This is a genomic window from Paenisporosarcina indica (assembly GCF_001939075.1).
Taxonomy (GTDB): domain Bacteria; phylum Bacillota; class Bacilli; order Bacillales_A; family Planococcaceae; genus Paenisporosarcina; species Paenisporosarcina indica.
In genome coordinates this window covers 351,690-378,502 of record NZ_MPTA01000001.1, presented here as the reverse complement: position 1 = coordinate 378,502, position 26,813 = coordinate 351,690, and the positions used below count along the sequence as shown (strand labels likewise).

Sequence of the window (26,813 nt, the reverse complement as noted above, 5' to 3'; positions counted from 1 at the left end):
ACATAACACAAACAGACAGAAAGAGCTGTCCGAGAAGGACAGCTCAATTTATACATTTATATTCGTAATGAAGCATTATGTTAACTGCTTTATGAACACGAATGTAGGTGGATATGAGATGAACAACGTATGAATGAATCAGCTATTTATACGTAATATTTTTCAACAACATCCGCACAGCGTGGGCATAAAGTTGAATGTTTCTCATTTTCCCCAATCTTTTCTGAAATCGTCCAGCATCGTTCACATTTCTCGCCTTGTGCTTTTGTAACAATTACCGATGCAACATCAAGTTTTAATGCATCTGAAGGTGCTTCTTCTTTAACACCAGCAAGTGTAAAGTCGGAAACGATAAAGAATTGAGCAAAATCAATTTTATTGGTATCAAAAGCATCTAATAAATCTTTTTTTACATAGACTGTTACTTTCGCTTCAAGTGATTTTCCAATTTCTTTCGCATTTCGAGCTACTTCTAATGCTTTCAATACATCGTCACGTACAAGCATTAATTGTGCATATTTCGTACGTAATGCTTCAAAAGATTCATGAGTTGTTGCTTCAGGGAAATCTGTTAATTGAATGCTTTCTTCCGTTTCGAACGTCAAGAACTCCCAAAGTTCATCCGTTGTATGTGGCAGGATTGGCGTTGTTACTTTTAATAATGCTAACAATGTATCATACATAACGGTTTGCATCGCACGACGATGAACGTTATCTACACCTTCGATGTACACCACATCTTTAGCGATATCTAGATAGAATGAACTCAAATCAGATGAGACAAAATTGTTAACTGCATGATAAACGCTGGCAAAGTCATACTTGTCATAGGCATTACGAACCGTTTCAATTAGTTCTTGAAGTTTCATGACCATATATTGATCAACTTCACGAAGGTCTTCAAATGCTACACGATCTGATTGTGGGTTAAAATCGGATACATTTCCGTGTAAGAAACGGAATGTATTGCGGATTTTACGATATACTTCAGCAACTTGCTTAAAGTTTGAATCTGACACGCGTACATCGGCCGTATAATCGACTGATGCAACCCAAAGGCGAAGAATGTCAGCACCTAATTGATTCATGACTTTTGCAGGGTCAATTACGTTACCGATTGATTTACTCATCTTGCGGCCTTCACCGTCTAGAGTAAAGCCGTGGCTTAATAAACCTTTGTATGGAGCATGACCATTGATAGCTACACTCGTGGTTAACGATGAGTTAAACCATCCACGATATTGATCTGATCCTTCTAGGTATAAATCAGCTGGATAGACTAAATCATCACGTTCATCAAGTACAGCCTGATGTGAAGACCCTGAATCGAACCAAACATCCATAATATCCGTTTCTTTTGAGAAAAGACCATTCGGGCTATTTGGATGTGTAAATCCTTCTGGTAACAAGTCTTTTGCTTCACGTTCAAACCATACTGTTGAACCATGTTCACGGAATAGTTTAGATACGTGTGCAATTGTTTCTTCCGTTAAAATTGGTTCTCCATCTTCTGCATAGAACACAGGAATCGGAACGCCCCATACACGTTGACGAGAAATACACCAATCTCCACGGTCACGAACCATATTGAATAGACGCGTTTCACCCCATGATGGTGTGAAGGAAGTATCTTTAATTGCTTGCAGCAATTCTTCACGGAAAGCTTCAATTGATGCAAACCATTGAGCAGTTGCACGGAAAATTACCGGCTTTTTCGTACGCCAATCATGTGGTGCTGAGTGAGTGAAGAATGATAATTTTTCTAACGCGCCAGCAGTTTCCAATGCTTCAGTAATGACTTTATTGGCTTTCTCATAAAATAACCCTTCAAATCCTGGTGCTTCTGCCGTTAAACAACCACGGTCATCTACTGGTGAAAGTACTTCTAGACCATAAGCTTTACCGACTTGGAAATCTTCTTCCCCGTGCCCTGGAGCTGTATGAACACATCCCGTACCACCTTCATTGGTTACGTGTTCCCCTAACATTACAAGGGAGTCACGGTCATATAATGGATGTTTTGCAACCATTCGATCCATTTGTTCCCCTTTAACATTTTGTACGACCTCATACGTTTCCCATTCTAAAGTCGATGCAACAGTTTCAAGTAAATCTTTTGCAACAATATAGCGTTTTCCAGTAACTTCTACAACTACATAATCAAATTCGGGATGAACAGAAATTCCAAGGTTAGCTGGAATTGTCCAAGGAGTTGTCGTCCAAATGATGATTTTTGTGCCTTCAGCAATGATTCCTTTTCCATCTGTTACATCAAAGCTTACATAAATCGAAGGTGACTTTTTGTCTTGGTATTCGATTTCGGCTTCAGCTAAAGCTGATTCACTTGATGGTGACCAATAAACTGGTTTTAGACCTTTGTAGATATAGCCTTTACGAGCCATTTCACCGAATACTTCAATTTGACGGGACTCATAAGCTGGTTTCAATGTTACATATGGATTTTCCCAATCTCCACGTACACCCAAACGTTTAAATTGGTTGCGTTGACGATCGATTTGTTCGTATGCATAGGTTTCACATAAATTTCGGAATTCCGCGACTGTCATTTCTTTACGGTTTACACCTTTGTTTGTTAATGCTTGCTCAATTGGGAGACCGTGAGTATCCCAACCAGGAACGTATGGTGCATGGAAACCAGTCATTGATTTATGACGGACAATCATATCTTTTAAAACTTTATTGAGAGCGTGACCCATATGCAAATCTCCATTCGCATATGGAGGACCATCATGAAGAATAAAAGTAGGTCGACCTTTAGTACGGTCCATCACTTTTTTATAAAGGTCCATATCATTCCATTTCGTTTGCATTAATGGTTCACGAGTCGGTAAACCTCCACGCATCGGAAACTCTGTTTTAGGCATTAATAAAGTATTTTTGTATTCCATCTAAAAAACCTCCACTTAACTTTTTTTATATGTTCTAAAAACAATAAGTTATGTTAGATTCTACTGTTGATATTCCGCGCAAAACTGCTCCGCTGTTTTACTCCATATCTTTAAACAAGTAAAAATTTACAATAAAATATAACATAACTAAACAATAAAAAAACCCCTCATCCCAATGAAGGGACGAGAAGTTATAACTCGCGGTACCACCCTAATTGCAACACGTTTATGTTGCCAGCTTAGATCACATTAACGGCGTGAAACCGAAATCACTTACAAAATCAAGTTCAGTGATTTAACTCTAGAGGGATTTTCATTTGTATGCAACTTGTTCGAGCTTCCACCACCCTCGAATCGCTAGACTGTGCTTACAAACTACTGTCTCTGTCAACGTTTTTTTATTTTAATATGACTAGCTCTAAGAGCCAGTTCACACCTCCGCTTTACACCTTCATTCGAAAACAAGTTTTCGTTTCAGGAGCTCCACCGTCGGAGTCGCGCTAGAATGGCGCTTTCCGCTTATCTTACAATATGTAGATAGTATAGGGAATGTTTCTAAGAACGTCAAGCATCGATTAATCTTCTTCGCTTGTTCCAATACGAGATAATTCAGTTACATCTACTTCATATTGCATTAGATGATCCCAGTCGTCTGTATTAATTAAATCAAGTTGTGCTTCCACCAGCATTTTAAAACGGTTTCTGAAGACTTTTGATTGTTTTTTCAAATCATCAATTTCAACTGAGATACGACGCGCTTTCGTTAAGGCTTCATTAACTACTCGGTCCGCATTTTTCTCTGCTTCCTTGACAATTAATTTGGCTTCTTTTTGAGAGTTTCGACGCAATTCTTCTGCAGCCTCTTGGGCAACCATGATTGACTTTTGAAGTGTCATTTCAATTGTAGTGAAATGTCCTACCCGCTCACTTGAAGATTTCAATTTCTCTTCCAGTTCTTTTTTATCTTTAATAAGAAGTTCGAAATCTTTAATCACTTGTTCCAAGAATTCGTTAACTTCATCTTCGTTATAGCCTCGAAATCCACGACTAAACTCTTTGTTATGAATATCTAATGGTGATAGTGGCATTTCAGAATCTCCCCTTTACTTACTTACTCCATTTCAAACTATTATACCGTTCATTGACTTTGATGACAGCAATAATTTGAATTTCATGAATGTTTTTCACTATTTCGGCTCGATACGAGCAATTTGAAGTCGAATCTTATCCTTTTTTGTACGTCCTTCTATCAAACCGATTTGGATTCGGCCATACCCTCTAATAGATAATAAATCAGACTCATGCAATTCGAAAGAAGGTTGTTCTCGAATAGTCCAGTTCACTTTTACTTTACCACTATTGATAAGCAGCGAAGATTTTTGTCTTGAAACATTAAAAAGCGAGGCAATAATGGTGTCTATTCTCATAGAACTCACAGAATGCGTTTCTTCGACCCACACATCATTGTTTTCTAAATATGGATGATCAAGGGGCAATTCTTCCACTTGGACTTTTGATTTACCAATGGTTGAAATATTCATTCGTACAAAATCAGAGACTTCTGCTGCGACAGCAAATTCTATTTGGCTGTCAGCCACACGAATATCTCCATATTTCGAACGATCAAGTCCAAGTGACATTAACGTTCCCAATACATCGGGATGTTCTAATTTGATAAATTTCGAAGGGTATTTAATTGATAACATGGAAATGTTGTAGTCTTCATTAGATGCAACAAAATAAGAGGGTGCGATAAACATTCGTTTTCTCTCTGCATCCGGAAATTCACCAAAATCTGTTGCTACTATATCATCATTTTGCCCAACCATGGACTGTACAATATATTGTTGTCTTGGATCTAGAAAATCTGTCAGTTTAGGCGCATAACGATCTTGTGTTTCTCGTAGCCATCCGCCGACTTGTTCAATAAAAGGCTGCTCATCTTTGCGAAAATGCTGCAATACATGTTCCATAAGTATTCTTCCTTTCAATGGTCAAAAAAAACCTCACAATGTGAGGTAAGATTTCAAACAATCAAAGTTAATTGTTGAAGCCCATTACGTGCTAGGTTCAACACTAAAATAGCGACAATTGGTGAAACGTCTATCATGCCAAAAGGTGGGATGAAACGTCTGAATTGCTCTAAATAAGGTTCACAAATTTTTCCTAACATTTGACCAAAACTCGAATTTTGAATTGACGGTATCCAAGACATAAAAATATTAATGATTAATAGGATTGTATATAATCCTAATGCCTCTGAAATTAATTTAAATATTAAATCCATATGAACTAATTACACCTCAATTATTGTAAGTCATCGTAAAAATAATCAGAAATGGCTCCTGCCACTTCTACCGTATCCGGTGCACAAAGGAAAATATCGGTGCCGATACGTTGTATATCCCCACCTAGAGCATACACGGTTCCACTCAAAAAATCTACTATGCGAATTCCTTGATCTTTATCAATCCGTTGTAAATTTACTACGACTGAACGCTTGTTTTTTAAATGCTCCGAAATATCCTGTGCTTCTGCATATACACGAGGTTCAACTAATATTACTTTTGAAGATTTTTGCAAATTTTGTAGGCTGATAATATTGGAAGTTGCACTTGTATCGTTCTGTACGACTCTTCTTTCTTTTGCAGTTTTTCGAACAGTCGGCTGAGGCGTAGGTTGCGATTCATTTCTGCGTTCATTTGTTTTGGGTGTCTCTTCTTCCTCTTCTAAGTAAAAAAAGTTTTTGAATTTATTTTTCATGCTCATGTGAGATCCTCACTTTCTTCTCCGACTAGTGCTGTGCCAATTCGAACATATGTAGCGCCTTCTTCAATCGCAATTTCGTAGTCATTTGACATCCCCATAGACAGTTCTGTGCAAGGAGCGTGTGCGTATTGTTTTTCAGCTATTTTCAGTTGCATGGCTTTCAGAGACTTAAAGACATTGCGGATGACATGTTCATCAGTAGTATTTGGAGCCATTGTCATGAGCCCGATAATACGAATCCGATTATGATCTTTAATGGATTCAATGAATGATTCGACATCTTCAAGTCCAATTCCTTGTTTTGATTCTTCACCGGAAACATTTGCTTGTACAAAACAATCAATCTGCTTATCTGCTCTTTTTTGTATTTCATCAGCCAGGCTAAGACGATCAAGTGAATGTAATACATGTATATGGTTAATAACTTGTTTCACTTTTCTAGTTTGTAAGGAACCAATGTAATGCCATACTGCCGGTGTTTTTATCATTTCCTGTTTACTGAGCAAACCTTCCGGACGGTTTTCACCAAGATGAGTTAACCCTACTTGTAAGGTTTCTAGTGTTCGCTCGATTGATACAGATTTTGTTACTGCCACGATATGGACATCAGACATTGACCGATTTACTAGCTCACATGCTTGGGTAATTTTTTGTTGTATTTGTTGAAGTTTAAGTTCAATTTGCATAATCATGAGTTCCTTACTTAAAAGTATTGATGTTGTCATTATATTGTATCAACAAAACGTTGATAATTCAATGTTTATCCCTGTTCTGTAACACTGGACTGTACAATAACTACGTCCTTACCGATAACTTTGATATCTGCTAATCGGATTACAATTGTAGGTCGGTTTCCTGAAAATAATTCTAGCATTTTTTTCGGTTCAGCTAAAAAAAAAGATTCAATCTTTCCATGTTCTTTCGATATTTCTGCATCGTTGACATATCCTAACATCCTTCCATCGCTTGCTTCAATAAATTCTTTTTGTTGGATTTCCGTAAATTTCAACTGTCATTCCCCCTTTTCATACAGTTTATGTTTAGGTATGTAAGAAAAACCTGACAAAATGACGCAAGGTCTTTTAATGTGATTGAAAACTGAGAATGATTACTGACACATTCAAGTTCACAGGTCGCTATGGATGCCTTGTTGCCTCAATGCGAACAGTGAATTTGAATTGGTCAACTTGAGAATAGTTCCCTTCCTTTATCGATCAATCGGTCAAAGATGAAATTTTGACCTTCCACTACTTTCTTTATTTTGGTGACCGTACTGTGTTTCTATTTTGGTGTTTGAAGGTACAAAACAACTGAATTAGATGAAATCAATTACCCATGCAGAATCAGCGTACGCGCCTTCGTTTTGTTTTCCGCTACGCTACTGTTTAAGAAGCGTGGCTATTTATTTTATTTTCTTCATTTTGATTTCTACCCATTCACCCAATTTACTCCATATAAATCCCCATCAAAACGAAGTAGGCCACTGAAAAAGTACTTTCAATCTAAACAAGCGAGCCTTTCCTCGATAAAAATCCGGAAAGGCTCTTTAGTTATCTGTATATGCTGTAAGAAATGAGATGGAATCAATTTGACTATGCAGTACCAGCATAGGCGCCTTTCAAGTGCTAGCCGGAGCGAGAAGACTGGCAGTGATCTTCTGCCTGGCTTATCGCGGGAGATCCTCAAAGTGCTGAAGCGGTATTATAGGGAATACTTGTTCCAGTCAACGCTCGTTTTGTGGTAGTCCCAAATTCTATACTTTTTATATTCAAAAAGAGCATTTATTCCGAAATGGAATAAATGCTCTTTTGTTATTACTTACCGTCTAGATTATACTGTTCTTTAATTACACGAATCGCATGTTTCTCAAGTCTTGATATTTGTGCTTGTGATATACCTAATTCTTTTGCAATCTCAGTTTGCGTCTCTCCATAGTAATAACGTTTCGCTAAGATTTTTTGTTCTCGTAAATCTAGTTTGCTTATACTTTCCTTCATAAACACATACGTCGACCATGACTCTTCCGAGACTTGCTCATCCCGCAATTGGTCAAGCATGAATACCGGATCCCCGCCATCATGATAAATGGGCTCATGCAACGATATAGGTTCTTGTATCGCATCCAAAGCAAATAGGATATCTTCATGGGGAATCTCCGTTATTTCCGATAACTGTTGTAAAGTAGGTTCATGTAAATGATCTGTAATATATTGTTCTTTAGCTTTCATCGATTTATAAGCAATATCGCGTAATGATCTTGATACACGAACTGGATGATGATCACGCAAATGCCTTCTGATTTCCCCAATGATCATCGGCACTGCATACGTTGAAAAACGTACATTGTGTTTTAAATCAAAGTTTTCAATTGATTTAATTAATCCTATACAACCTACTTGAAATAGATCATCTGCTTGTTCCCCACGGTATGCAAAACGTTGGACTAAACTAAGTACCAATCGTAAATTTCCCATTACTAACTCATCTTTAGCAAATTCATCTCCACTTTGTAGACGTATAAAGGTTTGTGTCATCACTTCGTTTGATAATACTGGTAGCTTTGACGTATCTACACCGCATAATTCGACTTTTGTACGTACCATCGCTTTTCCCTCCGAACTGTTCAACACTGTGATACATATCAGTGTGTCCGCCACGAGGGATTATATGCGTGCTTCTACTTCTCCAAATTCATCCATTCCATCAAGCTGTTGGTTGATTTAACTCTTCCCGTAAGTCATGAATAATTTTCTTTTCTAAACGAGAAATATAGGATTGTGATATACCAAGCATATCGGCGACTTCTTTTTGTGTCATCTCTTCTTGACCATTTAAACCGAATCGACACTCCATAATGTATTTTTCTCGTTTCTCTAATAAGTCGATTGCCGAAAACATAAATTGACGTTCTATTTTTTTCTCTACATCTTCTGCAATAATATGTTCATCTGTTCCTAAAATATCAGAAAGTAAAAGTTCATTGCCATCCGCATCAGAATTTAATGGTTCGTCAAAAGAAACTTCAGATTTTAGGCGACTAGTCTTACGAAGATGCATTAATATTTCATTTTCAATACAGCGTGAAGCATACGTAGCCAGTTTGATTTTTTTCTCAGTGTTGAACGTTTCGATCGCTTTAATCAATCCAATAGACCCAATGCTAATTAAATCTTCTATATGTGTACCGGTATTTTCAAATCGTCTAGCAATGTAGACAACTAACCTCAAGTTACGCTCAATTAATGTATCGCGAGCCGTCAAATTTCCATTCATAAACGCTTCAATCGTTTTTGCTTCTTCTTCACGATTCATTGGGTGTGGCAAGGATTCACTTCCGCCAATATAGTATGTTCCTTTACTGCGCCATTGACTCCAAAGTCTAACAAGTCGATTCCAAATTCTGATTAACATAGCATTCATCCTCCCTGGTTTAGTTAAATAATGTTGAAGCGTGCAAAATTACATCTGTTTGACGTGGAAAATGTTTACTGTTTTTTGTAAGTACGATATAGCATGGTCCTAACGAGTGTTCTGAGGTTGTCTTCAATCGAATATGATCCACTTTTATTCCGATTGCCCATGTGGACTGATTCTGCACTGTTTGTAGTCTGATTAGACGTACTTGTGATTGGAAAGGTAATGGAATATCTTTCAGTGATTCAGTCGAAGTACCTTCAAAAGAATATAGGTACTGCCACAATTCTAAAGGAATATATGATTTCATTTTTTCTGCGGAAATAAAGTGAACTGGATTGCCTGATAATGGTTCAATGCAAAGATTACCTGTGTCAGAATACGAGGTGAGTTGAAATTCTTGTTGAAACAAACGGATGGTAACTTGTCCCATATAGGAGTCTTTTAGTGCCGTTAAATTAACACGAAACCAATTTTTCTGAATTCCGCCTAAACTAATTGCTAATACAGTACCAGCAATGATCAAGACAACATACCAACTAGCTTTTGCTAATAGTGGTTGAATAACCGTTAATAAACCACCGGCAAATAAAGCACCAATCAGCGTATTCGTTGCTGCAAGTATCCAATTGGATCGATTGAACCCAAAGGCTAATGTCGTCATACAGATGAAAGTAAATACTAGGGAAATGAAACTACCACCGAATAGTACGATGCTCACCCCACCAATAAAGGCACTCCCCCACAAACGCCAAGCTTTTTGATGAAATGATCCCATTTTATTTGAAAAAGAAAGCAAGGAAAAATTGACGAGTGTATTTATCGCAATCAAAACTTCAGCATACATTTTCTCACCTCTTATTAATAAGTTATCACTTGTCATTTGCAAAACCTGTCAATTCTTGTTCCTCTCGTAAAAAAATCTACGACAAAAAAAGCCCATTACATGGGCCACGTTGGCTCCATGTAATGGGCTTTCTACTTATTATCTTCCGCATGCACTTACTCTGCATACCGCTGTAGTTAGTCGGGGCTGACATGACTAACTTATTCTGACGTAATTATCTCTTCTGACGATTACGTAAGAATGTCGGAATGTCTAACGTATCTTCTTGATGTGAAGTTTGCGTCTCTCTTCTAGAAGGCTCTTGTTGTTGATATGAAGGTGCTTCTTCACGTCTAGTTTCACGCGTTGGTGCCGCTGTTGGTGCTTGAGTCTGAACCGCTGATTGTTGAGAACGTGCAGCCCCAAAACCAGCATTGCGATTAGGTCGTAATGTAATCGGCTCTTCATTGAAACCAGTTGCAATGACTGTCACGATAATTTCATCTTTTAAATTATCGTTAATGACAGAACCGAAAATCATGTTTACATCTTCATCTGAAGCAGAGGCAACAATATCAGCAGCTTCCTGAACTTCAAATAAGCTTAAGTTTGATCCGCCGGTGATATTCATCAAGACACCTTTTGCTCCGTCAATTGACGTTTCTAAGAGTGGACTAGAGATGGCTTTTTTCGCGGCTTCTGCAGCACGGTTTTCACCAGTCGAAATCCCGATGCCCATAAGAGCAGAACCTTTGTTTGAAATGATTGTTTTAACGTCAGCAAAGTCCAAGTTAATTAATCCCGGAACGGCAATTAAATCAGAAATACCTTGAACACCTTGACGAAGTACATTATCCGCTTCACGGAACGCTTCTAGCATCGGGGTATTTTTGTCCACGATTTCAAGTAATTTATCGTTCGGAATAACAATTAGTGTATCAACTGCTTCTTTCATCGCACCAATTCCACCGATGGCTTGAGTCGAGCGTTTTCTACCTTCAAAAGTGAATGGACGAGTGACAACACCTACTGTCAATGCTCCAATTTCACGAGCAATTTGAGCGACTACAGGGGCAGCACCAGTTCCAGTACCTCCACCCATACCTGCAGTTACAAATACCATATCAGCTCCGCGCAATGCTTCCTCGATTTGTTCTTTGCTCTCTTCAGCTGCTTTTTTACCAACTTCAGGATTTGCGCCAGCTCCAAGTCCACGAGTTAATTTTGCACCAATTTGTAATCTCACTTCTGCTCTTGATAGATTCAATGCTTGTGCATCTGTATTCACTGCAATAAATTCCACACCTTGTACGCCGTGTTCAATCATACGGTTTACAGCGTTGTTACCACCGCCACCGACACCAATTACTTTAATGACGGCAAGTTGGTCTACATTTGTATCAAACTCCAACATCGCATTTCCTCCTTCTATTACAAATAGTCTATGGTTTTTATTCGAAAAATTTATCGAGGAACTTGCGCGCTTTCCCCATAACACTTTCTTTGTCTTCATAACTTTCTTTCACTTGTTTTTGCTTTTTGGGAGCTGGTGCACTATGTTCTGGTCTTTTCGACTGCCCTAGAGCATTGCTTACACCAAATCGGTTAAAGAATTGATCTTCCATATGAGCGTAACGTATTAATCCTACCGCTGTCGCGTATCCAGGTTCTCTTACGCCAATGTACTCAGGTGTATAAAGTCTAACTCTAGTTTGCAAAATATGACGTGCTAATTGCGTAAGTCCTTCTAGTTTTGCTACACCGCCAGTAATTACGACACCACCTGGTAAATCTTGTATGCCCATGCGGTAAAACTCTTCTAACACTAATTCAAATAACTCTTCTAAACGAACGCCAATAATTTCTGATATGTATCTCTGACTATACTGTTCTTTCATTTCCGCACCAATTACAGGTACTTCAAACAATTCATCGTCAGATGCATCATCGTAAAAGGCATGTCCATATTGTTGTTTGATTTTTTCCGCTTGCTCAGTTGGAGTTTTTAAGACAATCGATAAATCTTTTGTCAAATGATCTCCACCAACAGGTAAAACGGATGTATGTGTTAAATGTCCGTCTTGGAACACAGCAATTGTTGTTGATCCCCCGCCTATATCAATAAAAGCGGTGCCATGATTTTTTTCATCTTCCGATAAGGCAAAGTGTCCTGCGGCCAATGGTTGTAAATAAATTTCACGAATTTGAAGACCCGCACGTTCTACACACCGTAACACATTGTGTAAGATCGTTTTGGATGTCGTCAACATCGTACCATCCATTTCCAATCGAATACCAATCATTCCACGAGGATCTTTAATTTCATCTAAATGATCCACAATAAATTGCTTTGGCACCAAATTGACTAATTCTCTTTCTGGTGGAATGGACATCACCTGTGCCGATTCCATTACTCGATCTAAATCATCATCAGTAATTTCACGATTTTCACTGTTAACTGCTACCACGCCTTTTACCTGTTGCAACATGCTCTGGTTAGCAGGAATTCCTAATACTACTTCGTTTATGGACATCCCAATCATTCGTTCAGCTTGGTCAATGGCCTTTTTAATGGACTGTACAGTTGCATCAATATCGACAATGGCACCTTTTCGAATACCATTTGACTTTACATTCCCAACACCAATTACATTTAAGGAACCCTCTGTCATTTCTCCAATCAGGACCTTTATTGATGAAGACCCGATATCAAGAGAAACATATAATTCAGTTTGATTCAATCCGTGGCACCTCCTTCAACAACTCTTTACTCATCATTCTATTGCATTCTATCAAGCTTGTCTAAGCATTATCATTAAAAGTTGTAAATTTTCCTTCTATTCGACTGTTTTTTAGTCAATAGTCCCTTTTCTTTCCGACCACTTTGTCAGGATGATGCGTCGAATCACTGCAATATTTTGGAATAGACGCACTCCAAAGGCAAAAATTGCAGCTAGATACAAGTCCACACCTAAGTGTACCCCTAAAAAAGCAAGTCCTGCGGCCAAAGCAATGTTAAAGAAAAATCCACTTACAAATACTTTGTCGTCATATACATGTTGTAACTGTGCACGAATGCCACCGAACAATGTATCAAGAGCCGCTAATACCGCGATGGATAAATAGTTTTCATACACCGAAGGGATCTGAATATCGGTCAGCAGCCCAAGCGAAATCCCCAAAATCAATCCAAGCAATGGTAGCCACATAAATTAGTCCCCTTTCGATGTATTTTTTAGATATTTAGTATTAATAGGCTGATCAAATCCCGGGACGGTCACTTCATTTTTCGGTTCGCCAATTTTCAATGTTAAATTGTCAATATAAAAATCATCTGTAATATTTGAAGATTTTAAGTGGTTGTATAGCTTTTCAGCAGCTTCCTGTGTATCCGTTCCGATTCGAATATCAAATGGTGGCGTTTGGATAATTAAACTGTTAACGGTGGTTTGACCATTTATATCGCGTATGGGCGATGAATTGATAATCCGTTTACCGTCAATAGAAACATGTTGCCCATTAAACCGATTTATTTCATTTAATAAACGTACAAGTAGATCTGGTGAAATCGAAGTGACATTTTGGCCAAGTGCTATTGCCTCTAATGATGGTTCAACGATTAGTTCTAATCCGGGACCAGTTACTTCTGTTAATCCCGCTTTTTTTCTTAAGGATGACAACGTATCGTTTAACGCTTGTACTGGACTATCGGACTGCAAGTTCTCATATTTCGTTATGGTTTCATTAATGTCTCGAATGTCTGAGAGCAGCTCGGAGTGCAATTGTTTTTCTGTTGATAGGTCTTGTCTAATTGCCCAAATATCTCGTGTATCACGTGATTCGGGTTTTTGGACTGTATTGTACTGAACAGCAATCATAAAGCCTACAATCAATAAAATAGCTGTGAAGCGGACATAAACACCTTGTTTCATCGAACCGCTCCTTTCTATTGCGAAATTAAACAAGGGTGATCATAAAGCTTGAGTGGCACTTTCCGCTTGGGACCACAGGATGTGGGTCATGAAGGCGTTGCGAAACGATTTCGCGTTCTTAGCCTTCGAACTTACAGTGCTGGCATTTTTATTTTTGATTTTTCTTCAATCGTCACGACTATATTATCGTTGAGAAGTTGATCCAGTACACCACCGGATAGTTGTAGTGATGGCACTAAAACTGAAGGATCTCCTACAGCTTCAATAATAAAAGGTGCTGGGAAGGGTTGTCCATCAATCGTAATAACTGGACCATTACATTTAATATAAGAATTCGCATGAAGTCTTTGCCCATTTATCGAAAGTGCTTCCGCTCCAGATATTTTCAATTCATTTAATACTTGAAAGACATGACTTTCATGGACAATATAATCATTTGGATTGACTGATTCAGGATTGTATTCGGCATCTTCAAGTTCCACTGATACGCCTTCACCTGTAGCAGGTAGTAGACCAATTAGTAAGCGTAAATCTTCTGCTTCATTAATCAGTCCTTCATATTTTTCTTCGCTGCCTGAAAGAGACTTTTCAATTTCTCTAACTTGTAGTTGTCTCGCTTCTAATTCCTCAGCCAATTCTTTATTGCGTTCTTTTTGTTGAACCAAGTCTTCTCGATAGCGTTCTTCTTGTTCAAAGTACGTACTACTAACAGGTTCTCCATTTAACTTCTTACTACTCGATAAACTATAGGAATACGCTAACATAAACCCTAGGACTAAACACACGATTGAGAAAATGATGCGCTTATTCAAAATCGAACGGCTCGGTTTATTCTGGAATTTCTTCAACTTCCTCCGCCTCCTTAGGTTGAGGGTTGTACAAATCTAAATAAGTTTGAAAGAATGAACCGACTTCGATATCGATCACGCCTTTTTGTGACTCCCCAATTTGAGCGATGATCGAGGGATAATAGTTCATTTTTTCTGCAAGAGATGGAATAACAGCTCTAACTTCATTGCCATCATTCAAAAACAAGCGAATTCGATATGGATCTGCTTCAGATGGATCAGACTCAATTTGAGAAATCAATGACAAAACTTCCTCATTTAATTTTGTCAATTGTTTGAGCATGCGATTTATTGTTTTTTCATTATCAAAATTACTTAATAAAGGGGCATCTATCGGGAAAACCTCTTTTTTAGATTGATAGACTTCCCCATTTGCAAGCAATACATCGTAGCCTGTTTCAGACTCTACGTAAGCAGCTCTTTTCCATTCTTTCACATTAATTGTGATAGTTGTTAAACCACTTCGCTTTACTGAGACATCTTGAATCCATGTTTTTTTCTGCAAAAGTTTTTCGGCATTGCTTGTCCTGACTTCCCACATGGATTGACCTTTCATCAACCCACTTAAATCGATATACTCTTGATTTGATGATAAGTCAGCTCCCTTAACGACAATTTTTTGCACGTGACTATATGGAGATTGAAAATAGAGGAGACCGATTAGTGTTAGCAGGAAAATAACGAGCAATAACGTGAATTTGCGATTGGTTCTTTTTTTACGGCGTTCCCTTAATGTTGGTATTCGATCTTCAATGTCAATGATTTTATCCACGTTATTCACTCCTTTCTAACTCTATTAGTCTTTCGAAAAACGAAGAATGAGCCCTACAATCAGCCATGTCGACAGGAGTGAAGAGCCACCGTAACTGATAAATGGCAAAGTAACACCTGTCACAGGAAACAGACCGATCACTACCCCGATATTTAAAAAGATTTGGAACCCTATCATTGACTGGAGACCTGCGATTGCGAAAAACCCAACTTTTGTTGGAGCCGAAACTGCCAATCGGTAGCCTGTATATAAAAACAGGATAAACAAACTAATTAAAACGAATGCACCTATAAAGCCCATTTCTTCTACGATTATGGAAAAAATGAAATCGTTTTGGGGCTCTGGTAAGTACAAAAACTTTTGTCTACTTTGACCGAAACCATGCCCAAACAATCCAGCCGGTCCAATAGCCAATAATGATTGAATTCCTTGAAACCCGCTGTTCAATGGATCGGACCAAGGATCTAAAAAAGCGGAAATCCGTTTTAACCGATATGGAGCGGAAATGATTAACCCAATGAGACCTGCCATTCCGAGTACCCCAATGCTAATGAAAAATCGAATGGGTAATCCTGCAATGAACAACAGTGAAAATGCACCAATGATTAATAGGAATGCCGAGCCGAAATCCGGTTGGACCATAATAATCCCCGCTGGAACTAAACAAACCATTATCGGACCTAGGAAAGACTTCAACTTATGATTTTGCAAATTTGCTAATATGCATGCTAAATATCCCATTACAGATATTTTCACGAATTCGGCAGGTTGTAAACTAAATCCTGCAAGTTGAATCCAGCTTTGGGAACCATTTCGAACAACACCAAGACCAGGTATGTAAACAGCAAATAATAATAAAATGGAAAAGATGTAAGCCCCAAACCAAAACTTCCGAAAATGGATAAAAGGAAATTTCATAATAATCCAGGCGCAGAACATTCCTATAGTTCCATACAATGCTTGTTTCCAGAAGAAAGGAAGACTTTCTTCATAATGAACTTTACCCCAGTACGATCCAGCAGAATAAACAAAAAAGTATCCAATAACGGTTATTAGTAAACTAGTTAACAAAAAAACGTGAGTAGGTTTTTTCGACAGTTTTGGCATCCCTTCATATGATGATTAGGTTATTTAATTTGAAAAACCGCTTCAATAAAGTCGTCTCCTCGCAATTCGAAGTTTGCGTATTGATCCCAGCTCGCACAAGCTGGTGAAAGGAGAATTACATCATGTGGTTCCGATAAAGAGGTTGCTACTTTAACAGCTTGCTGAATATTCTCCACTTTTTCGAGTTTATTTACTCCGCAAGATGCACCGAAGTCAGATAGACGATTACTTGTTTCTCCAAAAGAGACAATCGCTTTCACATGACCCATATGTTCTCTCAATTCTTCAAATGAATGCCCTCGGTCTAATCCACCAGCGATTAATATAATAGGTTGTTTAAACGCAGCTAGAGCACTCTTTGTTGCAAGGGTGTTCGTTGCTTTTGAATCATTGAAGAATTTACGTTGGTTCCACTCTCGTACAAATTGAGTTCGGTGTTTTACTCCAGTAAAGGACGTTAACACATGTTGAATGGTTTCTTTTGGACATTCCAATAGAATCGAAGCTGCTAGTGCACATAAGATGTTTTCTAAATTATGCTCACCAGGTAACGCAATCATTTTTCTTTCAAGATAGGGTTCGCCAAACCAGTAGATATGCGTAGCATCTGCACTTATCCCATTTTCTTGACGGCCTTTCGTTGAAAATGGCAATAGTTGGGCATTTGATCTTTTAGCATATTTTACGATAGCAGGTTGATCCATATTGTAAATAAAGATATCTTCTGGTGTTTGATTTTTAGTTACAGCAAATTTCGCTTCTCCATATTCGTCAAACGATCCATGATAATCTAAATGGGCTTCATACAAATTGGTAAGAATTGAGATAGTTGGTCGGAATGAATTGATCCCCATTAATTGGAATGAAGAAAGTTCAGTTACAATCACTTGTTCCGGTTTCGCTGATTCAGCAACTGTGCACGCAACTGTTCCAATATTCCCCGCAATCAATGGTTTTTGACCACCTTGATTTAACATATGGAAAAGCAGAGTAGTTGTCGTTGTTTTCCCGTTCGAACCAGTTATTCCTATAAAAGGGGCTTCACTAATTAGATAAGCTAACTCAATTTCAGTCCAAACCGGAATCCCTCTTGTGCCCGCATCTTTAATAATGGGATTATGATAAGGAATCCCCGGGTTCTTGATGACATATTCAAATCCTTCATCTAGCAAGTCGTCGGGATGTCTTCCACAAATAACTGTAATTCCTTTACTTAACAAACCTTGCGCATCCGGACTTTCCTCAAAAGGTTTTGCATCATTGACCGTGACAAATGCACCTAATCTATGCAGAAGTTCAGCTGCTGCCACCCCACTCTTTGCAAGACCTAAAACTAGTACTTTTTTTGATTCAAATGTTGTTATGTGCTTCATTTACATCACCTCCATCAAAACTACGATAAATGCTGCTAAAAACGCGGTTGACCAAAAAACAATAACCACTTTCCATTCCGACCAACCCGACTCTTCAAAGTGGTGATGAATCGGACTCATTTTAAAGATACGCTTGCCTCTTGTTTTGAAACTAATGACTTGTAGAATGACCGATAAAGTCTCAGCTACAAATACAATTCCAATCAAGACCAGCAACAATTCATGTTTCACTAATACTGACACCATGGCCAGTACACCACCAAGTGCCAATGCACCAGTATCCCCCATAAATACTTTCGCTGGATTTGCGTTGAAGATTAAGAACCCAAGAAGTGCACCCGTTACTGCAAATGCAAATACGGCTATATCCTTTTGATCATAAACGAGTGCAATCACTCCAAATGCTGTAAATGCGATTGAAGCTGTCCCTGACACAAGTCCGTCTAAACCATCCGTTAAATTTACTGCATTGGAAAATCCGACTAGCCAGAAAATCAAAAATGCAACATACCAGATTCCTAGATTTAGAGACCAATCCGTAAAAGGAATCTCAATTACCGTGCTGAAATTTCCCGGTTTGATCAAGAAAAAGGCAGCAATGGCTATGATAATTTGGCCGATTAATTTTTGTAGAGATGTTAAACCTAAATTCCGTTTAAGAACAACTTTAATAAAGTCGTCAAGAAAGCCGATTAGTCCAAATCCAACAAGAACTAAAACCAAAACAATCGTGTGAGTTGTCATGACTTTTAAATAAAAGGCTAGCACTAGTGTCGTTAGTACGATGGCAACAATAAAGACGAGTCCTCCCATTGTTGGTGTCCCTGCTTTTTTCATATGAGATTGTGGACCCTCTTCTCGGATACTCTGACCAAACTTCAACCGCTTTAAAGCCGGGATGAAAAGTGGTGTTAGTAGGACCGTAAGTATAAAGCCCATTCCTACAATCATAATTGTTGTTGCGAGTGTCATATGTATTCTCCTTCAAATAAACGATTGTATTCGTTGTTACTATTATTCACCTAAGTATAGATGAATCGTACCATCTACAGACAATAAACTGTCTGTTTTTGGAATTTGTGAAACAATTTTTGTACCTGTCCCATGCCATTCGATTTTAAATGGCTCATCAATCATGACAATTTCATTCTTCTCTAGTCCTACCAGTGAAGGTACACGTCGTTCAATGCGATCTCCCCAGCGATATTCTTTTTCAATTTGGTCTGTGTCCGTTTTCAATCCTAAAAAAGGTGCGCTATCTTCAATAATTTCTCCAACAATCGGAGCAGCGATAACCCCACCGAATTGCACAACATGTTTCGGGCTATCAATCGCTACATAAACAACGATTTCAGGGTCGTTAGCAGGTGCAAAGCCAATAAATGATAATATATATTGTCCATCCACATACCGTCCGTTCACAGCCTTCTGAGCCGTGCCTGTTTTCCCACCTATCCGCATTGTATCACGAAAAGCATTACGTCCTGACCCATTTGCCACTACAGATTCGAGTGTTTCTCGAACGGTTTTTGATGTCTCTTCGGAAATTACTTGACGCACTTCAGTTGGCTTATTTTCGATAATCACTTCATTTGTTTGCTCATTATAAATTCGATTTACCACATAGGGTTGAAACAATTTACCTCCATTGACAGCAGCTGAAACCGCTTGGACTTGTTGAATTGGTGTAACAGATATCCCTTGACCAAAAGATGTCGTAGCATGCTCTACAGGTCCATATGATTCCTCTGAGAATAGAATACCAGTTGATTCGCCTGCAATTGAAGAGCCAGTTTTTTTGCCAAATCCGAAATCTCGTATGTACGATGCAAGTTTATCACGACCTACACGTTGACCAAGTTCAATAAAACCAGGATTGCATGAGTTTTCTACTACTTCCAAGAACGTTTGCTGACCATGACCCCTTCTTTGCCAACACCGAAGACGAGTACCTTCCACTATTGAATAGCCTGGGTCAAAAAATGAGTCTTTTTGTAAATCTACTTTCCCCTCTTCCAATGCAGCGGCAAGCGTGATGATTTTAAACGTAGACCCAGGCTCAAATGTCATAGAGACTGGCAAGTTCTGATTATAAACGCTCGGGCTCACTTTGTCATATTCCAATGGATGGAAAGTCGGAAATGAGGCGATTGATAATATGGCACCTGTTTTGGGATTCATGGCAATGGCCATAGCTTGTTCCGCTTCATATTTCTCCATGGCTTGTGACAATGCTCGTTCAACTATTTGTTGAACATTTAAATCAATGGTCAACTCTACAGAAGCACCATCTGAACCTTCTTCCCATCCATCATTAACATGTGGAAGCGAGCTACCTTTCGCATCAGTAAACAAACGCAATGTCGATTCTGTTGATGTTAAATACTTATTGTATTGATATTCGATTCCTGCCAAACCTTCATGATCATAACCTGTAAACCCAATGAATCGGGATAAAAGATCATCATTTGGATAGTCACGAACATAATCGACACCTGTATATAGGCCAGGTATTTGTAATGACTGGATTTCAATTGCTTTAGCTAATTCAATATTTTTACCTTCTGGTGCCAATTTAACAAGAAATGTTTTTTTGCTCATTTGCTCTATCAGTTTTTTTTCATCCATGTTAAGAGCTTTGCTTAATGTTGCAGCTGCGCTTTCAACATCATTGTTTTGAGCTGGCATAAAATAAAGTGTTGGTGCCAATTTGTTGCCTACGATTAACTCACCGTCGCGGTCTCGGATATTGCCTCTCGTTTGTGAAAAAGGAATTTCTCGATCCCAATTCTCTTCTGCTTTCAGGGTTAGCCATTCGTATTGAAAAAACTGCATGAACACAAGTTTTCCTAATGACGCTACACCTAAGCATAAAAAGAGAAGAATCATTGTCCTTACCCTGATTTTCAACTTAAAAGGGACTCCTGCTTTCATTTAAATCACACCTTGTTTTTTAACAGCGTATGATTAGAAAGTGGCCACTATTCAATGATTAATCTTGCGGAAGTGTTTCTTCTCCTTCTACATTCGGTGGTGGCACAACTTTAGTGTTGGTTTCTTCGGGTGTTTCTAATTTAATGACAATTGGTGTTTGGTCATTTGTGACGGTTCCTTTAGTCACACTTTGACTAATTACATAGCCTTCACCAACTACTTGGATATTTAGACCAGATAACATCTGGTACACTAACACATTTCGTTTGGACCAATTAGAAAAATCCGGGACGGTAATAGGTCCATCCGTTTTTAAGAACACTAAACTTCCTTGAAGGATGTCAGTTTCACCTGTTGGGAAGTGTTCTTGTACTTTCCCACTTTCCCCAATAATAATGGGCTTCATTTTTTGTTTAATTATTTGGCTTTGAGCAACAGCCACATCTTGACCCTCATAATCAGGAATAGAGAATGCCGGTATCGATTTCATGTCTTCAGACTTAATATTCATGTATTTTAGACTGTTTTCTGTTACAGATTTAAAAATTTCAGATACAGGCATTGAACCTACTTCACCCGCTTCAAGTTTCGGTTTACTTACGGCAATATACACCACAAGTTTTGGATCTTCAGCAGGTGCCATTCCAAGGAAAGAATAAAGGAAATTATTGTATCCTTTGTAGTATCCACCTTCAGGTTTTGAAATTTCAGCAGTCCCTGTTTTTCCCGCTACGGTATAATCAGTTAATTTAAAACGCTTTGCAGTTCCTTTTTCGGAAGTGACAGTTGACGCTAACAACTCACGAACTTGCTTAGCTGTATCAGCTGAGATTGGTTTTCCTGCTTCAGCAGGTTTATGATTACTGACTACTTCATTCGTTAAAGGATTCACCACCTGATCAATTACAAATGGTCTCATCATGACGCCATCGTTTGCAATTGCTGTTACTCCTTGAATTAGTTGCATAGGGGTAACTGTTGATCCTTGACCATACGTTGTGGTCAAACGGTTTGCTGGGTATTTATCGATGATTTTCCCAGATGCTTCATGTGGTAAATCAATCCCCGTTTGCTCTCCAAAACCAAATTTTTTAACATACTCTATAAATGTTTTATCACCTAAACGTTCCAGTAAATAAGCCATTGCCACGTTGGAAGATCGTTGAAAACCTTCCAAGTACGTAATAGAACCCCAACCGACTGTGTTGTGATCACTAATGCTATCTCCAAAAAGTGTATATCGTCCAGATTGATAATAATCATTCGGACTCCATTTTCCTTCTTCAACCGCCGCCGCAACTGTAAACATCTTCATCGTGGATCCAGGTTCGATCGTATTTTCAATCGTATCATTCAACCAATTCGTATTAAGTCCTTCTCGGGTTTCCGGATCGAAAGTAGGCCGTTGTGACATGGCAAGGATTTTGCCAGTTTTAGGATCGGCAACGATTGCTACCATCTTTTCGGGTTCATATTCCTTTTCTACACGACTCATTGCATCTTCAAGGAAGTTTTGAACCGACCGATCTAGTGTCGTATGGATGTTGTATCCATCTTGTGCCGGTGTCACCATTTCTTTTGAATTTGGTAATAAATACCCCCATAAATCGCTTTCATATTGAACTTTGCCATTTTTACCCGTCAGTTGTTCATTATAAATCGATTCAAGTCCCATCATACCAACTGTGGTGGTTTTTCCATCTTCCAATTCTTTCCGTTCAGCGTAACCGATTAAATGCGAGGCAAATGTACCACCGGGATAAAATCTTTTCAAATCTTTGAGAAAATCTATTCCCGGCAATTTTTCCTCAGAAATTTTCGTCATCATTTCATGACTTATGTCCCGACCCGCAGAACCAAATTCTACTTGATAAACGCCTTCTTTAGACAAGCGTTTTACTATTTCTTCTTTGGATAATGGCAAATATTCCGCAAGAACGCTTGCTGTTTTTTCTACATCATTTACATGTTTAGGATTTTTTGCATCTGCTGTTGCCTTCGGGCTTAATACAGCTACTAACCGATAACTTAATGTATCTTCAGCAATTACGTCACCATGCTGATCTAAGATCTTCCCTCGACTAGCATTTATTATTTTTTCTCTTTCGTATTTTGCAGCTGCTTTTGCGGCCAGTGCTTGTCCTTCAGCTTCACCAGTGGCTTGGATTGTAATCATCCGTATCAACAATAGAAAAAAGAGCCCTCCGTAGAAAAAAAACATCAGAAAGGCTCCCCATTGAAATCGAAATTTTTTCTTCATTGTCCCGGTACGACCTTCACATTTTTCTCGTTCAGTTTCAAGCCTAGCGATTTAGCTTTTTCCCAAACTCGTTCATACTCTGAGAGTTCGCTTACTTGAATGGACAAATCTGTATTTTGTTTCTTTGTTTCTTCAATTTTATTTTCAATTGCTTGTATGTCTTGAGTAGAGGCATGAATGCTTGATTGTGTTTGTAAAATAATTACACTAAAAAGGGTGAAAACAGACACAAATAGTACGAGCAATACTTTTTCCCCTTTTGTGAAAATTTTTCGGTTCGGCCGAATAGCCGGTTGGACAGCTGGCTGTGGGTTAACGACAGGCTGCTTTATGTACGTTGTTTGAGTTCTAGCGTGCATTGCCATTTAAACACTTCCCTTATCCTTTATTTTTTCTGCGATTCTGAGTTTCGCTGAACGAGAGCGATTATTATGCTCCAATTCCTCTTCACTTGGTAATATCGGCTTTCGTGTTACCAACTTCAAATGCGGCTCCATGCCTTCAGGAATGACTGGTAAGTTCGGTGGTAATTCAGGGTAAGAAGCTGCCTCTTTAAAGATCGTCTTCGTAATCCGATCTTCAAGTGAATGGAACGTAATCACACTGATTCGACCATTAACAGCAAGTAAATCAATTGCATCTTGAAGTGATTGTTCGGCCGCACCTAGCTCATCATTCACTGCGATTCGAATTGCTTGAAATACACGTTTGGCGGGATGTCCACCTTTTCTTCTTGCAGGTGCAGGAATTCCATCTTTTATCAATTCGACGAGTTGCCCCGTTGTTTCGATAGGTGCATGCTTTCTCGCTTCTTCAATTTTTCGTGCGATTTGTTTCGAGAACTTTTCTTCGCCATATCGATAGAAAATACGGACCAAATCATTGAATTCCCACTCATTAACAACATGGTAAGCTGAAAGTGGTGCGGTCATGTCCATTCGCATATCCAGTGGCGCATCGTGGTTGTAACTAAAGCCACGCTCTGGCGTATCAAGTTGAGGTGAAGAAACCCCTAGGTCGTAAAGGATGCCGTCTACTTTTTCAATCCCGAGTTCCAGTAATTTTTCTTTGATATAACGGAAATTCGCGTGGACAAATATCACTTTATGAAGATGGTCTGCTAAGCGGATTTTGGCATTATCCAACGCGGTTGTATCTTGATCAAAGCAAATCAATCTCCCTTGATCGTTTAATTGTTGAACTAAATATTCACTGTGACCTGCTCCACCTAGTGTGCAGTCAACATATATTCCATCTGGACGAATGTTCAATCCGTCAACGGTTTCTTGGAGCAATACTGTAGTATGGTTGAACAACGAAGCGTCCTCCTAGTTTAAATTCCGATTTTTGTGGTTTGTCTGTCTTACCCAAGATCTAGATGTCAAAGCCAATCATATTTTCTGCTAAGTCATTGAATGAGTCTTCTGATTCTTCAAAGTAAGATGTCCAAGAATCTTTCGCCCATATTTCGAAGCGGTTTGAAACACCGAGTACAATACATTCTTTCTCCACGTTCGCATGAGTAAGCAATGTACTTGGGATGTTAATTCGACCTTGTTTGTCAATTTCAACTTCAGTCGCACCAGAAAAGAAGAATCGCGTAAATGCACGAGCATCTTTTTTTGTCACTGGTAAAGCTTTTAACTTTTCTTCGAGTTTGCGCCATTCATCCATAGGATAGCCGAATAAGCAGTTATCAAGACCACGTGTAAGAACAAATGTCTCTTCAAGATGCTCGCGAAATTTTGCCGGAATGATGAGTCGACCTTTCGCATCAACACTATGTTGATATTCTCCCATGAACATGCTGCTCACCCCACTTATTGTCATTAATGTACCACATCCCCCCACTTTCCTCCACCAATAATTGAAAAATTCTTACCATACGTCAAAAAATGTGCAAAAAGTACTTGTTGAAACACAATTAGAGCCTTTTCCCCCATAGAAAAAAGCCGTCTCACAAGTACATGAGACAGGCTTAGTAAGATTATGACAAGAGTTTGTTTATGGTTAGTAGGTAATAATTTGGTGTTTCCCATTAAATTCGAATGGATGAGATAATAGTTCATCAATAAATGATGGCCCAACTTCATTTAAAAACACATACGGACTAAACCATCTTTCTTGTAACGTATACTCTGGAAATAACATTCCTTCAATGTGATTATACTTCCTCATTTTTACATCGTGTCTCAATAAATTGGTATCTTCTATTTTACGTCGCAAATAAGTAAACTGCTTTTCATGAAATTGCACATTTTTTTCTGTTAATTGACTTAGCACAGGTCCTAAGGCAGATAAGTGTTCGGCTAAGTTAGCATATTGATTTATAAGAGTTTGTTGGATTTCCACAATCATTTCATCGGCCACTTCGTCCTTAATGCTATCTATAAATGCTTGTTTATGTGCTTGTAAATCTCCACTAAAGACACTGGCAATGGATACTTCTAAATCATCCAGATATTGTTTCGACTTTCGATCAACTAGTGTCATGGATAATCTTGGTACCATGACAGGTAGTTCCATATCAAAATGTTCAAACATTGTCTTGAATGCTGCCCAGTATGCCAATTCCCCAGGCCCTCCAATAAATGCCAATACCGGAAACACCATTTCCTGCATGAGTGGACGTGTAACCACATTATTACTCAATCGTTCTGGATGATTTTTGGCTATATCAAGTAATTCCTGAAGTGAAAATTGAATACCTGCCGTTTCATTCGAAAACAATCCAGCTTTGAACCTCAATAAATGCCGTTCTCCATTTACTACAAAAAATAAGTTAGCATTGTCTATTGAAGCTTGAATCGGTTGACCATATCCCGCTTTTTGAAAACGATTCTCTTGCTCTACCACAAGTGAAGCTATTTTTTGTGCATGCTCAATCATTTGCACAAAATACGGTGATTCGTATTGACGAAGAGGCTGATATGCCGCATCGATTAACAATAAACCTTCTTTCGCAAAAAAGTCATGCATCAATTCTGCAAAAAACTCACTATATGTTGAGACTTGTTCAGCTTGGCTTAAACATTTGTATAGAAGTTCCTTCGTATACGTGGTTTCGGTAAACTGTCTGAAAACATCTCGAATAAATGACTGCAGTTTTTCGGTTTCTACAGTTGTTTGTGATGCCATTTGTTTGCGATTTGGTCGATCATTGAACGTATGTTTTTGCAGTCGTCCTTGTTTTGTTGTATAAGTTGAATTTATTTCATCCAAGTCATGATCCTCTCCGGCAATCCAAAAAACTGGCACAACCGGAATTCCTAGAACTTGTCGTTGTTGCTTAGCTAGTAGAATAATCGATATCGCTTTATGTATGGAATAAAGAGGACCTGTTAATAATCCCGCCTGCTGCCCACCGATGACAACAAGCGCATCTTCCTCTAACTCACTCAAATGCAACTCAACTTGATCACTATGCGGGAGAGTTGACATGTAATCCCGAATCACCTTCGTCAGTTGCTGTCTTCTTACAGGATGAGACTTCAAGCTAGCAGCACGATTTTGAAAAGACTCTTCCCCTGGCAAGTAATGAAAATAAGTTGAAAGCTCTTCCTTTTGTGCATGAAAATCTGTTAAAAATGAGCTGCTATTTGGTTGATCAATTTGTTCGAATTTCATCGTGGTAACCCCTTTAGCGTGTAAATACAAATCGAGTATAGC

Annotated in this window: 25 protein-coding genes and 1 other annotated feature; all 25 genes read right to left on the bottom strand. The window is 38.6% G+C overall.

The window, feature by feature from the left end; genetic code table 11:
- Window positions 1-146: 146 nt before the first annotated feature.
- The 25 genes from ileS to bshC all read right to left on the bottom strand — a co-directional run bounded on the left by ileS (window position 147) and on the right by bshC (window position 26,771).
- Entirely contained in the window at window positions 147-2,909 is a 2,763-nt protein-coding gene (gene ileS, locus GY23_RS01765) for an isoleucine--tRNA ligase (RefSeq protein WP_075617489.1), read from the bottom strand.
- Between the two features lie 176 nt (window positions 2,910-3,085).
- Window positions 3,086-3,309 (bottom strand) — a binding site (T-box leader).
- 175 nt (window positions 3,310-3,484) lie between these two features.
- A complete protein-coding gene (locus tag GY23_RS01760; protein ID WP_075617488.1) occupies window positions 3,485-3,997 on the bottom strand; it encodes a DivIVA domain-containing protein in 513 nt (170 codons plus the stop codon).
- Window positions 3,998-4,096: 99 nt separating this feature from the next.
- On the bottom strand, window positions 4,097-4,882 hold the full coding sequence (locus GY23_RS01755) for a YlmH family RNA-binding protein (protein WP_075617487.1): 786 nt from the start codon (window positions 4,880-4,882) through the stop codon (window positions 4,097-4,099).
- A 53-nt stretch (window positions 4,883-4,935) separates the two neighbouring features.
- Complete coding sequence (locus GY23_RS01750) at window positions 4,936-5,196, bottom strand: YggT family protein (RefSeq protein ID WP_075617486.1); 261 nt, start codon at window positions 5,194-5,196, stop codon at window positions 4,936-4,938.
- A gap of 20 nt (window positions 5,197-5,216) precedes the next feature.
- Window positions 5,217-5,678, bottom strand: coding sequence for a cell division protein SepF (locus GY23_RS01745; RefSeq protein WP_075617485.1), 462 nt, complete (start codon window positions 5,676-5,678; stop codon window positions 5,217-5,219).
- Window positions 5,675-6,364, bottom strand: coding sequence for a YggS family pyridoxal phosphate-dependent enzyme (locus tag GY23_RS01740; RefSeq protein WP_075617484.1), 690 nt, complete (start codon window positions 6,362-6,364; stop codon window positions 5,675-5,677). The genes GY23_RS01745 and GY23_RS01740 overlap by 4 nt, the downstream gene beginning before the upstream one ends.
- A gap of 74 nt (window positions 6,365-6,438) precedes the next feature.
- Entirely contained in the window at window positions 6,439-6,687 is a 249-nt protein-coding gene (locus GY23_RS01735; RefSeq protein ID WP_075617483.1) for a PRC-barrel domain-containing protein, read from the bottom strand.
- A gap of 805 nt (window positions 6,688-7,492) precedes the next feature.
- Complete coding sequence (gene sigG, locus GY23_RS01730) at window positions 7,493-8,281, bottom strand: RNA polymerase sporulation sigma factor SigG (protein WP_075617482.1); 789 nt, start codon at window positions 8,279-8,281, stop codon at window positions 7,493-7,495.
- 100 nt (window positions 8,282-8,381) lie between these two features.
- Window positions 8,382-9,089: an RNA polymerase sporulation sigma factor SigE gene (gene sigE / locus GY23_RS01725; protein WP_075617481.1), complete on the bottom strand. Its 708-nt coding sequence runs from the start codon at window positions 9,087-9,089 to the stop codon at window positions 8,382-8,384.
- A 19-nt stretch (window positions 9,090-9,108) separates the two neighbouring features.
- Window positions 9,109-9,939 (bottom strand): sigma-E processing peptidase SpoIIGA, encoded by an 831-nt coding sequence (locus tag GY23_RS01720; protein ID WP_075617480.1) that lies wholly within the window; start codon window positions 9,937-9,939, stop codon window positions 9,109-9,111.
- Window positions 9,940-10,153: 214 nt separating this feature from the next.
- Entirely contained in the window at window positions 10,154-11,332 is a 1,179-nt protein-coding gene (gene ftsZ / locus GY23_RS01715; RefSeq protein ID WP_075617479.1) for a cell division protein FtsZ, read from the bottom strand.
- 37 nt (window positions 11,333-11,369) lie between these two features.
- Window positions 11,370-12,659, bottom strand: coding sequence for a cell division protein FtsA (gene ftsA / locus GY23_RS01710; protein WP_075617478.1), 1,290 nt, complete (start codon window positions 12,657-12,659; stop codon window positions 11,370-11,372).
- 111 nt (window positions 12,660-12,770) lie between these two features.
- Window positions 12,771-13,127, bottom strand: coding sequence for a small basic family protein (locus GY23_RS01705; RefSeq protein ID WP_075617477.1), 357 nt, complete (start codon window positions 13,125-13,127; stop codon window positions 12,771-12,773).
- A gap of 3 nt (window positions 13,128-13,130) precedes the next feature.
- Window positions 13,131-13,850, bottom strand: a complete 720-nt coding sequence (locus GY23_RS01700) for a DUF881 domain-containing protein (protein ID WP_075617476.1) — start codon at window positions 13,848-13,850, stop codon at window positions 13,131-13,133.
- A 131-nt stretch (window positions 13,851-13,981) separates the two neighbouring features.
- Entirely contained in the window at window positions 13,982-14,698 is a 717-nt protein-coding gene (locus GY23_RS01695) for a DUF881 domain-containing protein (protein ID WP_075617475.1), read from the bottom strand.
- Window positions 14,679-15,470 carry a cell division protein FtsQ/DivIB gene (locus GY23_RS01690; RefSeq protein WP_075617474.1) on the bottom strand — a complete coding sequence of 264 codons (792 nt, stop codon included), beginning with the start codon at window positions 15,468-15,470 and terminating at the stop codon, window positions 14,679-14,681. The genes GY23_RS01695 and GY23_RS01690 overlap by 20 nt, the downstream gene beginning before the upstream one ends.
- Window positions 15,471-15,494: 24 nt before the next feature.
- Complete coding sequence (gene ftsW / locus GY23_RS01685) at window positions 15,495-16,577, bottom strand: putative lipid II flippase FtsW (RefSeq protein WP_075617473.1); 1,083 nt, start codon at window positions 16,575-16,577, stop codon at window positions 15,495-15,497.
- 20 nt (window positions 16,578-16,597) lie between these two features.
- On the bottom strand, window positions 16,598-17,950 hold the full coding sequence (gene murD / locus GY23_RS01680; protein WP_075617472.1) for a UDP-N-acetylmuramoyl-L-alanine--D-glutamate ligase: 1,353 nt from the start codon (window positions 17,948-17,950) through the stop codon (window positions 16,598-16,600).
- The gene (mraY, locus tag GY23_RS01675; protein ID WP_075617471.1) at window positions 17,951-18,922 is read right to left on the bottom strand and encodes a phospho-N-acetylmuramoyl-pentapeptide-transferase; all 972 of its coding nucleotides are present in this window, start codon (window positions 18,920-18,922) and stop codon (window positions 17,951-17,953) included. It lies immediately after the preceding gene.
- Window positions 18,923-18,964: 42 nt separating this feature from the next.
- Window positions 18,965-20,884, bottom strand: coding sequence for a penicillin-binding transpeptidase domain-containing protein (locus GY23_RS01670; RefSeq protein ID WP_075617470.1), 1,920 nt, complete (start codon window positions 20,882-20,884; stop codon window positions 18,965-18,967).
- Between the two features lie 58 nt (window positions 20,885-20,942).
- Window positions 20,943-23,060, bottom strand: a complete 2,118-nt coding sequence (locus GY23_RS01665; protein WP_483874364.1) for a penicillin-binding transpeptidase domain-containing protein — start codon at window positions 23,058-23,060, stop codon at window positions 20,943-20,945.
- 80 nt (window positions 23,061-23,140) lie between these two features.
- On the bottom strand, window positions 23,141-23,509 hold the full coding sequence (ftsL, locus tag GY23_RS01660) for a cell division protein FtsL (protein ID WP_075617469.1): 369 nt from the start codon (window positions 23,507-23,509) through the stop codon (window positions 23,141-23,143).
- Window positions 23,510-24,460: a 16S rRNA (cytosine(1402)-N(4))-methyltransferase RsmH gene (gene rsmH, locus GY23_RS01655; RefSeq protein WP_075617468.1), complete on the bottom strand. Its 951-nt coding sequence runs from the start codon at window positions 24,458-24,460 to the stop codon at window positions 23,510-23,512.
- Window positions 24,461-24,518: 58 nt separating this feature from the next.
- Window positions 24,519-24,950, bottom strand: a complete 432-nt coding sequence (gene mraZ, locus GY23_RS01650; RefSeq protein ID WP_075618204.1) for a division/cell wall cluster transcriptional repressor MraZ — start codon at window positions 24,948-24,950, stop codon at window positions 24,519-24,521.
- A gap of 204 nt (window positions 24,951-25,154) precedes the next feature.
- Window positions 25,155-26,771, bottom strand: a complete 1,617-nt coding sequence (gene bshC, locus GY23_RS01645; protein WP_075617467.1) for a bacillithiol biosynthesis cysteine-adding enzyme BshC — start codon at window positions 26,769-26,771, stop codon at window positions 25,155-25,157.
- Between the last annotated feature and the right edge of the window lie 42 nt (window positions 26,772-26,813).

What these genes read in the sequence shown, in the direction of transcription:
- ileS (WP_075617489.1), bottom strand. Translation starts at nt 2,909, where the DNA reads ATGGAATACAAAAATACTTTATTAATGCCTAAAACAGAGTTTCCGATG.
- GY23_RS01760 (WP_075617488.1), bottom strand. Translation starts at nt 3,997, where the DNA reads ATGCCACTATCACCATTAGATATTCATAACAAAGAGTTTAGTCGTGGA.
- GY23_RS01755 (WP_075617487.1), bottom strand. Translation starts at nt 4,882, where the DNA reads ATGGAACATGTATTGCAGCATTTTCGCAAAGATGAGCAGCCTTTTATT.
- GY23_RS01750 (WP_075617486.1), bottom strand. Translation starts at nt 5,196, where the DNA reads ATGGATTTAATATTTAAATTAATTTCAGAGGCATTAGGATTATATACA.
- GY23_RS01745 (WP_075617485.1), bottom strand. Translation starts at nt 5,678, where the DNA reads ATGAGCATGAAAAATAAATTCAAAAACTTTTTTTACTTAGAAGAGGAA.
- GY23_RS01740 (WP_075617484.1), bottom strand. Translation starts at nt 6,364, where the DNA reads ATGCAAATTGAACTTAAACTTCAACAAATACAACAAAAAATTACCCAA.
- sigG (WP_075617482.1), bottom strand. Translation starts at nt 8,281, where the DNA reads ATGGTACGTACAAAAGTCGAATTATGCGGTGTAGATACGTCAAAGCTA.
- sigE (WP_075617481.1), bottom strand. Translation starts at nt 9,089, where the DNA reads ATGTTAATCAGAATTTGGAATCGACTTGTTAGACTTTGGAGTCAATGG.
- GY23_RS01720 (WP_075617480.1), bottom strand. Translation starts at nt 9,939, where the DNA reads ATGTATGCTGAAGTTTTGATTGCGATAAATACACTCGTCAATTTTTCC.
- ftsZ (WP_075617479.1), bottom strand. Translation starts at nt 11,332, where the DNA reads ATGTTGGAGTTTGATACAAATGTAGACCAACTTGCCGTCATTAAAGTA.
- GY23_RS01705 (WP_075617477.1), bottom strand. Translation starts at nt 13,127, where the DNA reads ATGTGGCTACCATTGCTTGGATTGATTTTGGGGATTTCGCTTGGGCTG.
- GY23_RS01700 (WP_075617476.1), bottom strand. Translation starts at nt 13,850, where the DNA reads ATGAAACAAGGTGTTTATGTCCGCTTCACAGCTATTTTATTGATTGTA.
- ftsW (WP_075617473.1), bottom strand. Translation starts at nt 16,577, where the DNA reads ATGCCAAAACTGTCGAAAAAACCTACTCACGTTTTTTTGTTAACTAGT.
- murD (WP_075617472.1), bottom strand. Translation starts at nt 17,950, where the DNA reads ATGAAGCACATAACAACATTTGAATCAAAAAAAGTACTAGTTTTAGGT.
- mraY (WP_075617471.1), bottom strand. Translation starts at nt 18,922, where the DNA reads ATGACACTCGCAACAACAATTATGATTGTAGGAATGGGCTTTATACTT.
- GY23_RS01670 (WP_075617470.1), bottom strand. Translation starts at nt 20,884, where the DNA reads ATGAAAGCAGGAGTCCCTTTTAAGTTGAAAATCAGGGTAAGGACAATG.
- GY23_RS01665 (WP_483874364.1), bottom strand. Translation starts at nt 23,060, where the DNA reads ATGATTACAATCCAAGCCACTGGTGAAGCTGAAGGACAAGCACTGGCC.
- ftsL (WP_075617469.1), bottom strand. Translation starts at nt 23,509, where the DNA reads ATGGCAATGCACGCTAGAACTCAAACAACGTACATAAAGCAGCCTGTC.
- mraZ (WP_075618204.1), bottom strand. Translation starts at nt 24,950, where the DNA reads ATGTTCATGGGAGAATATCAACATAGTGTTGATGCGAAAGGTCGACTC.
- bshC (WP_075617467.1), bottom strand. Translation starts at nt 26,771, where the DNA reads ATGAAATTCGAACAAATTGATCAACCAAATAGCAGCTCATTTTTAACA.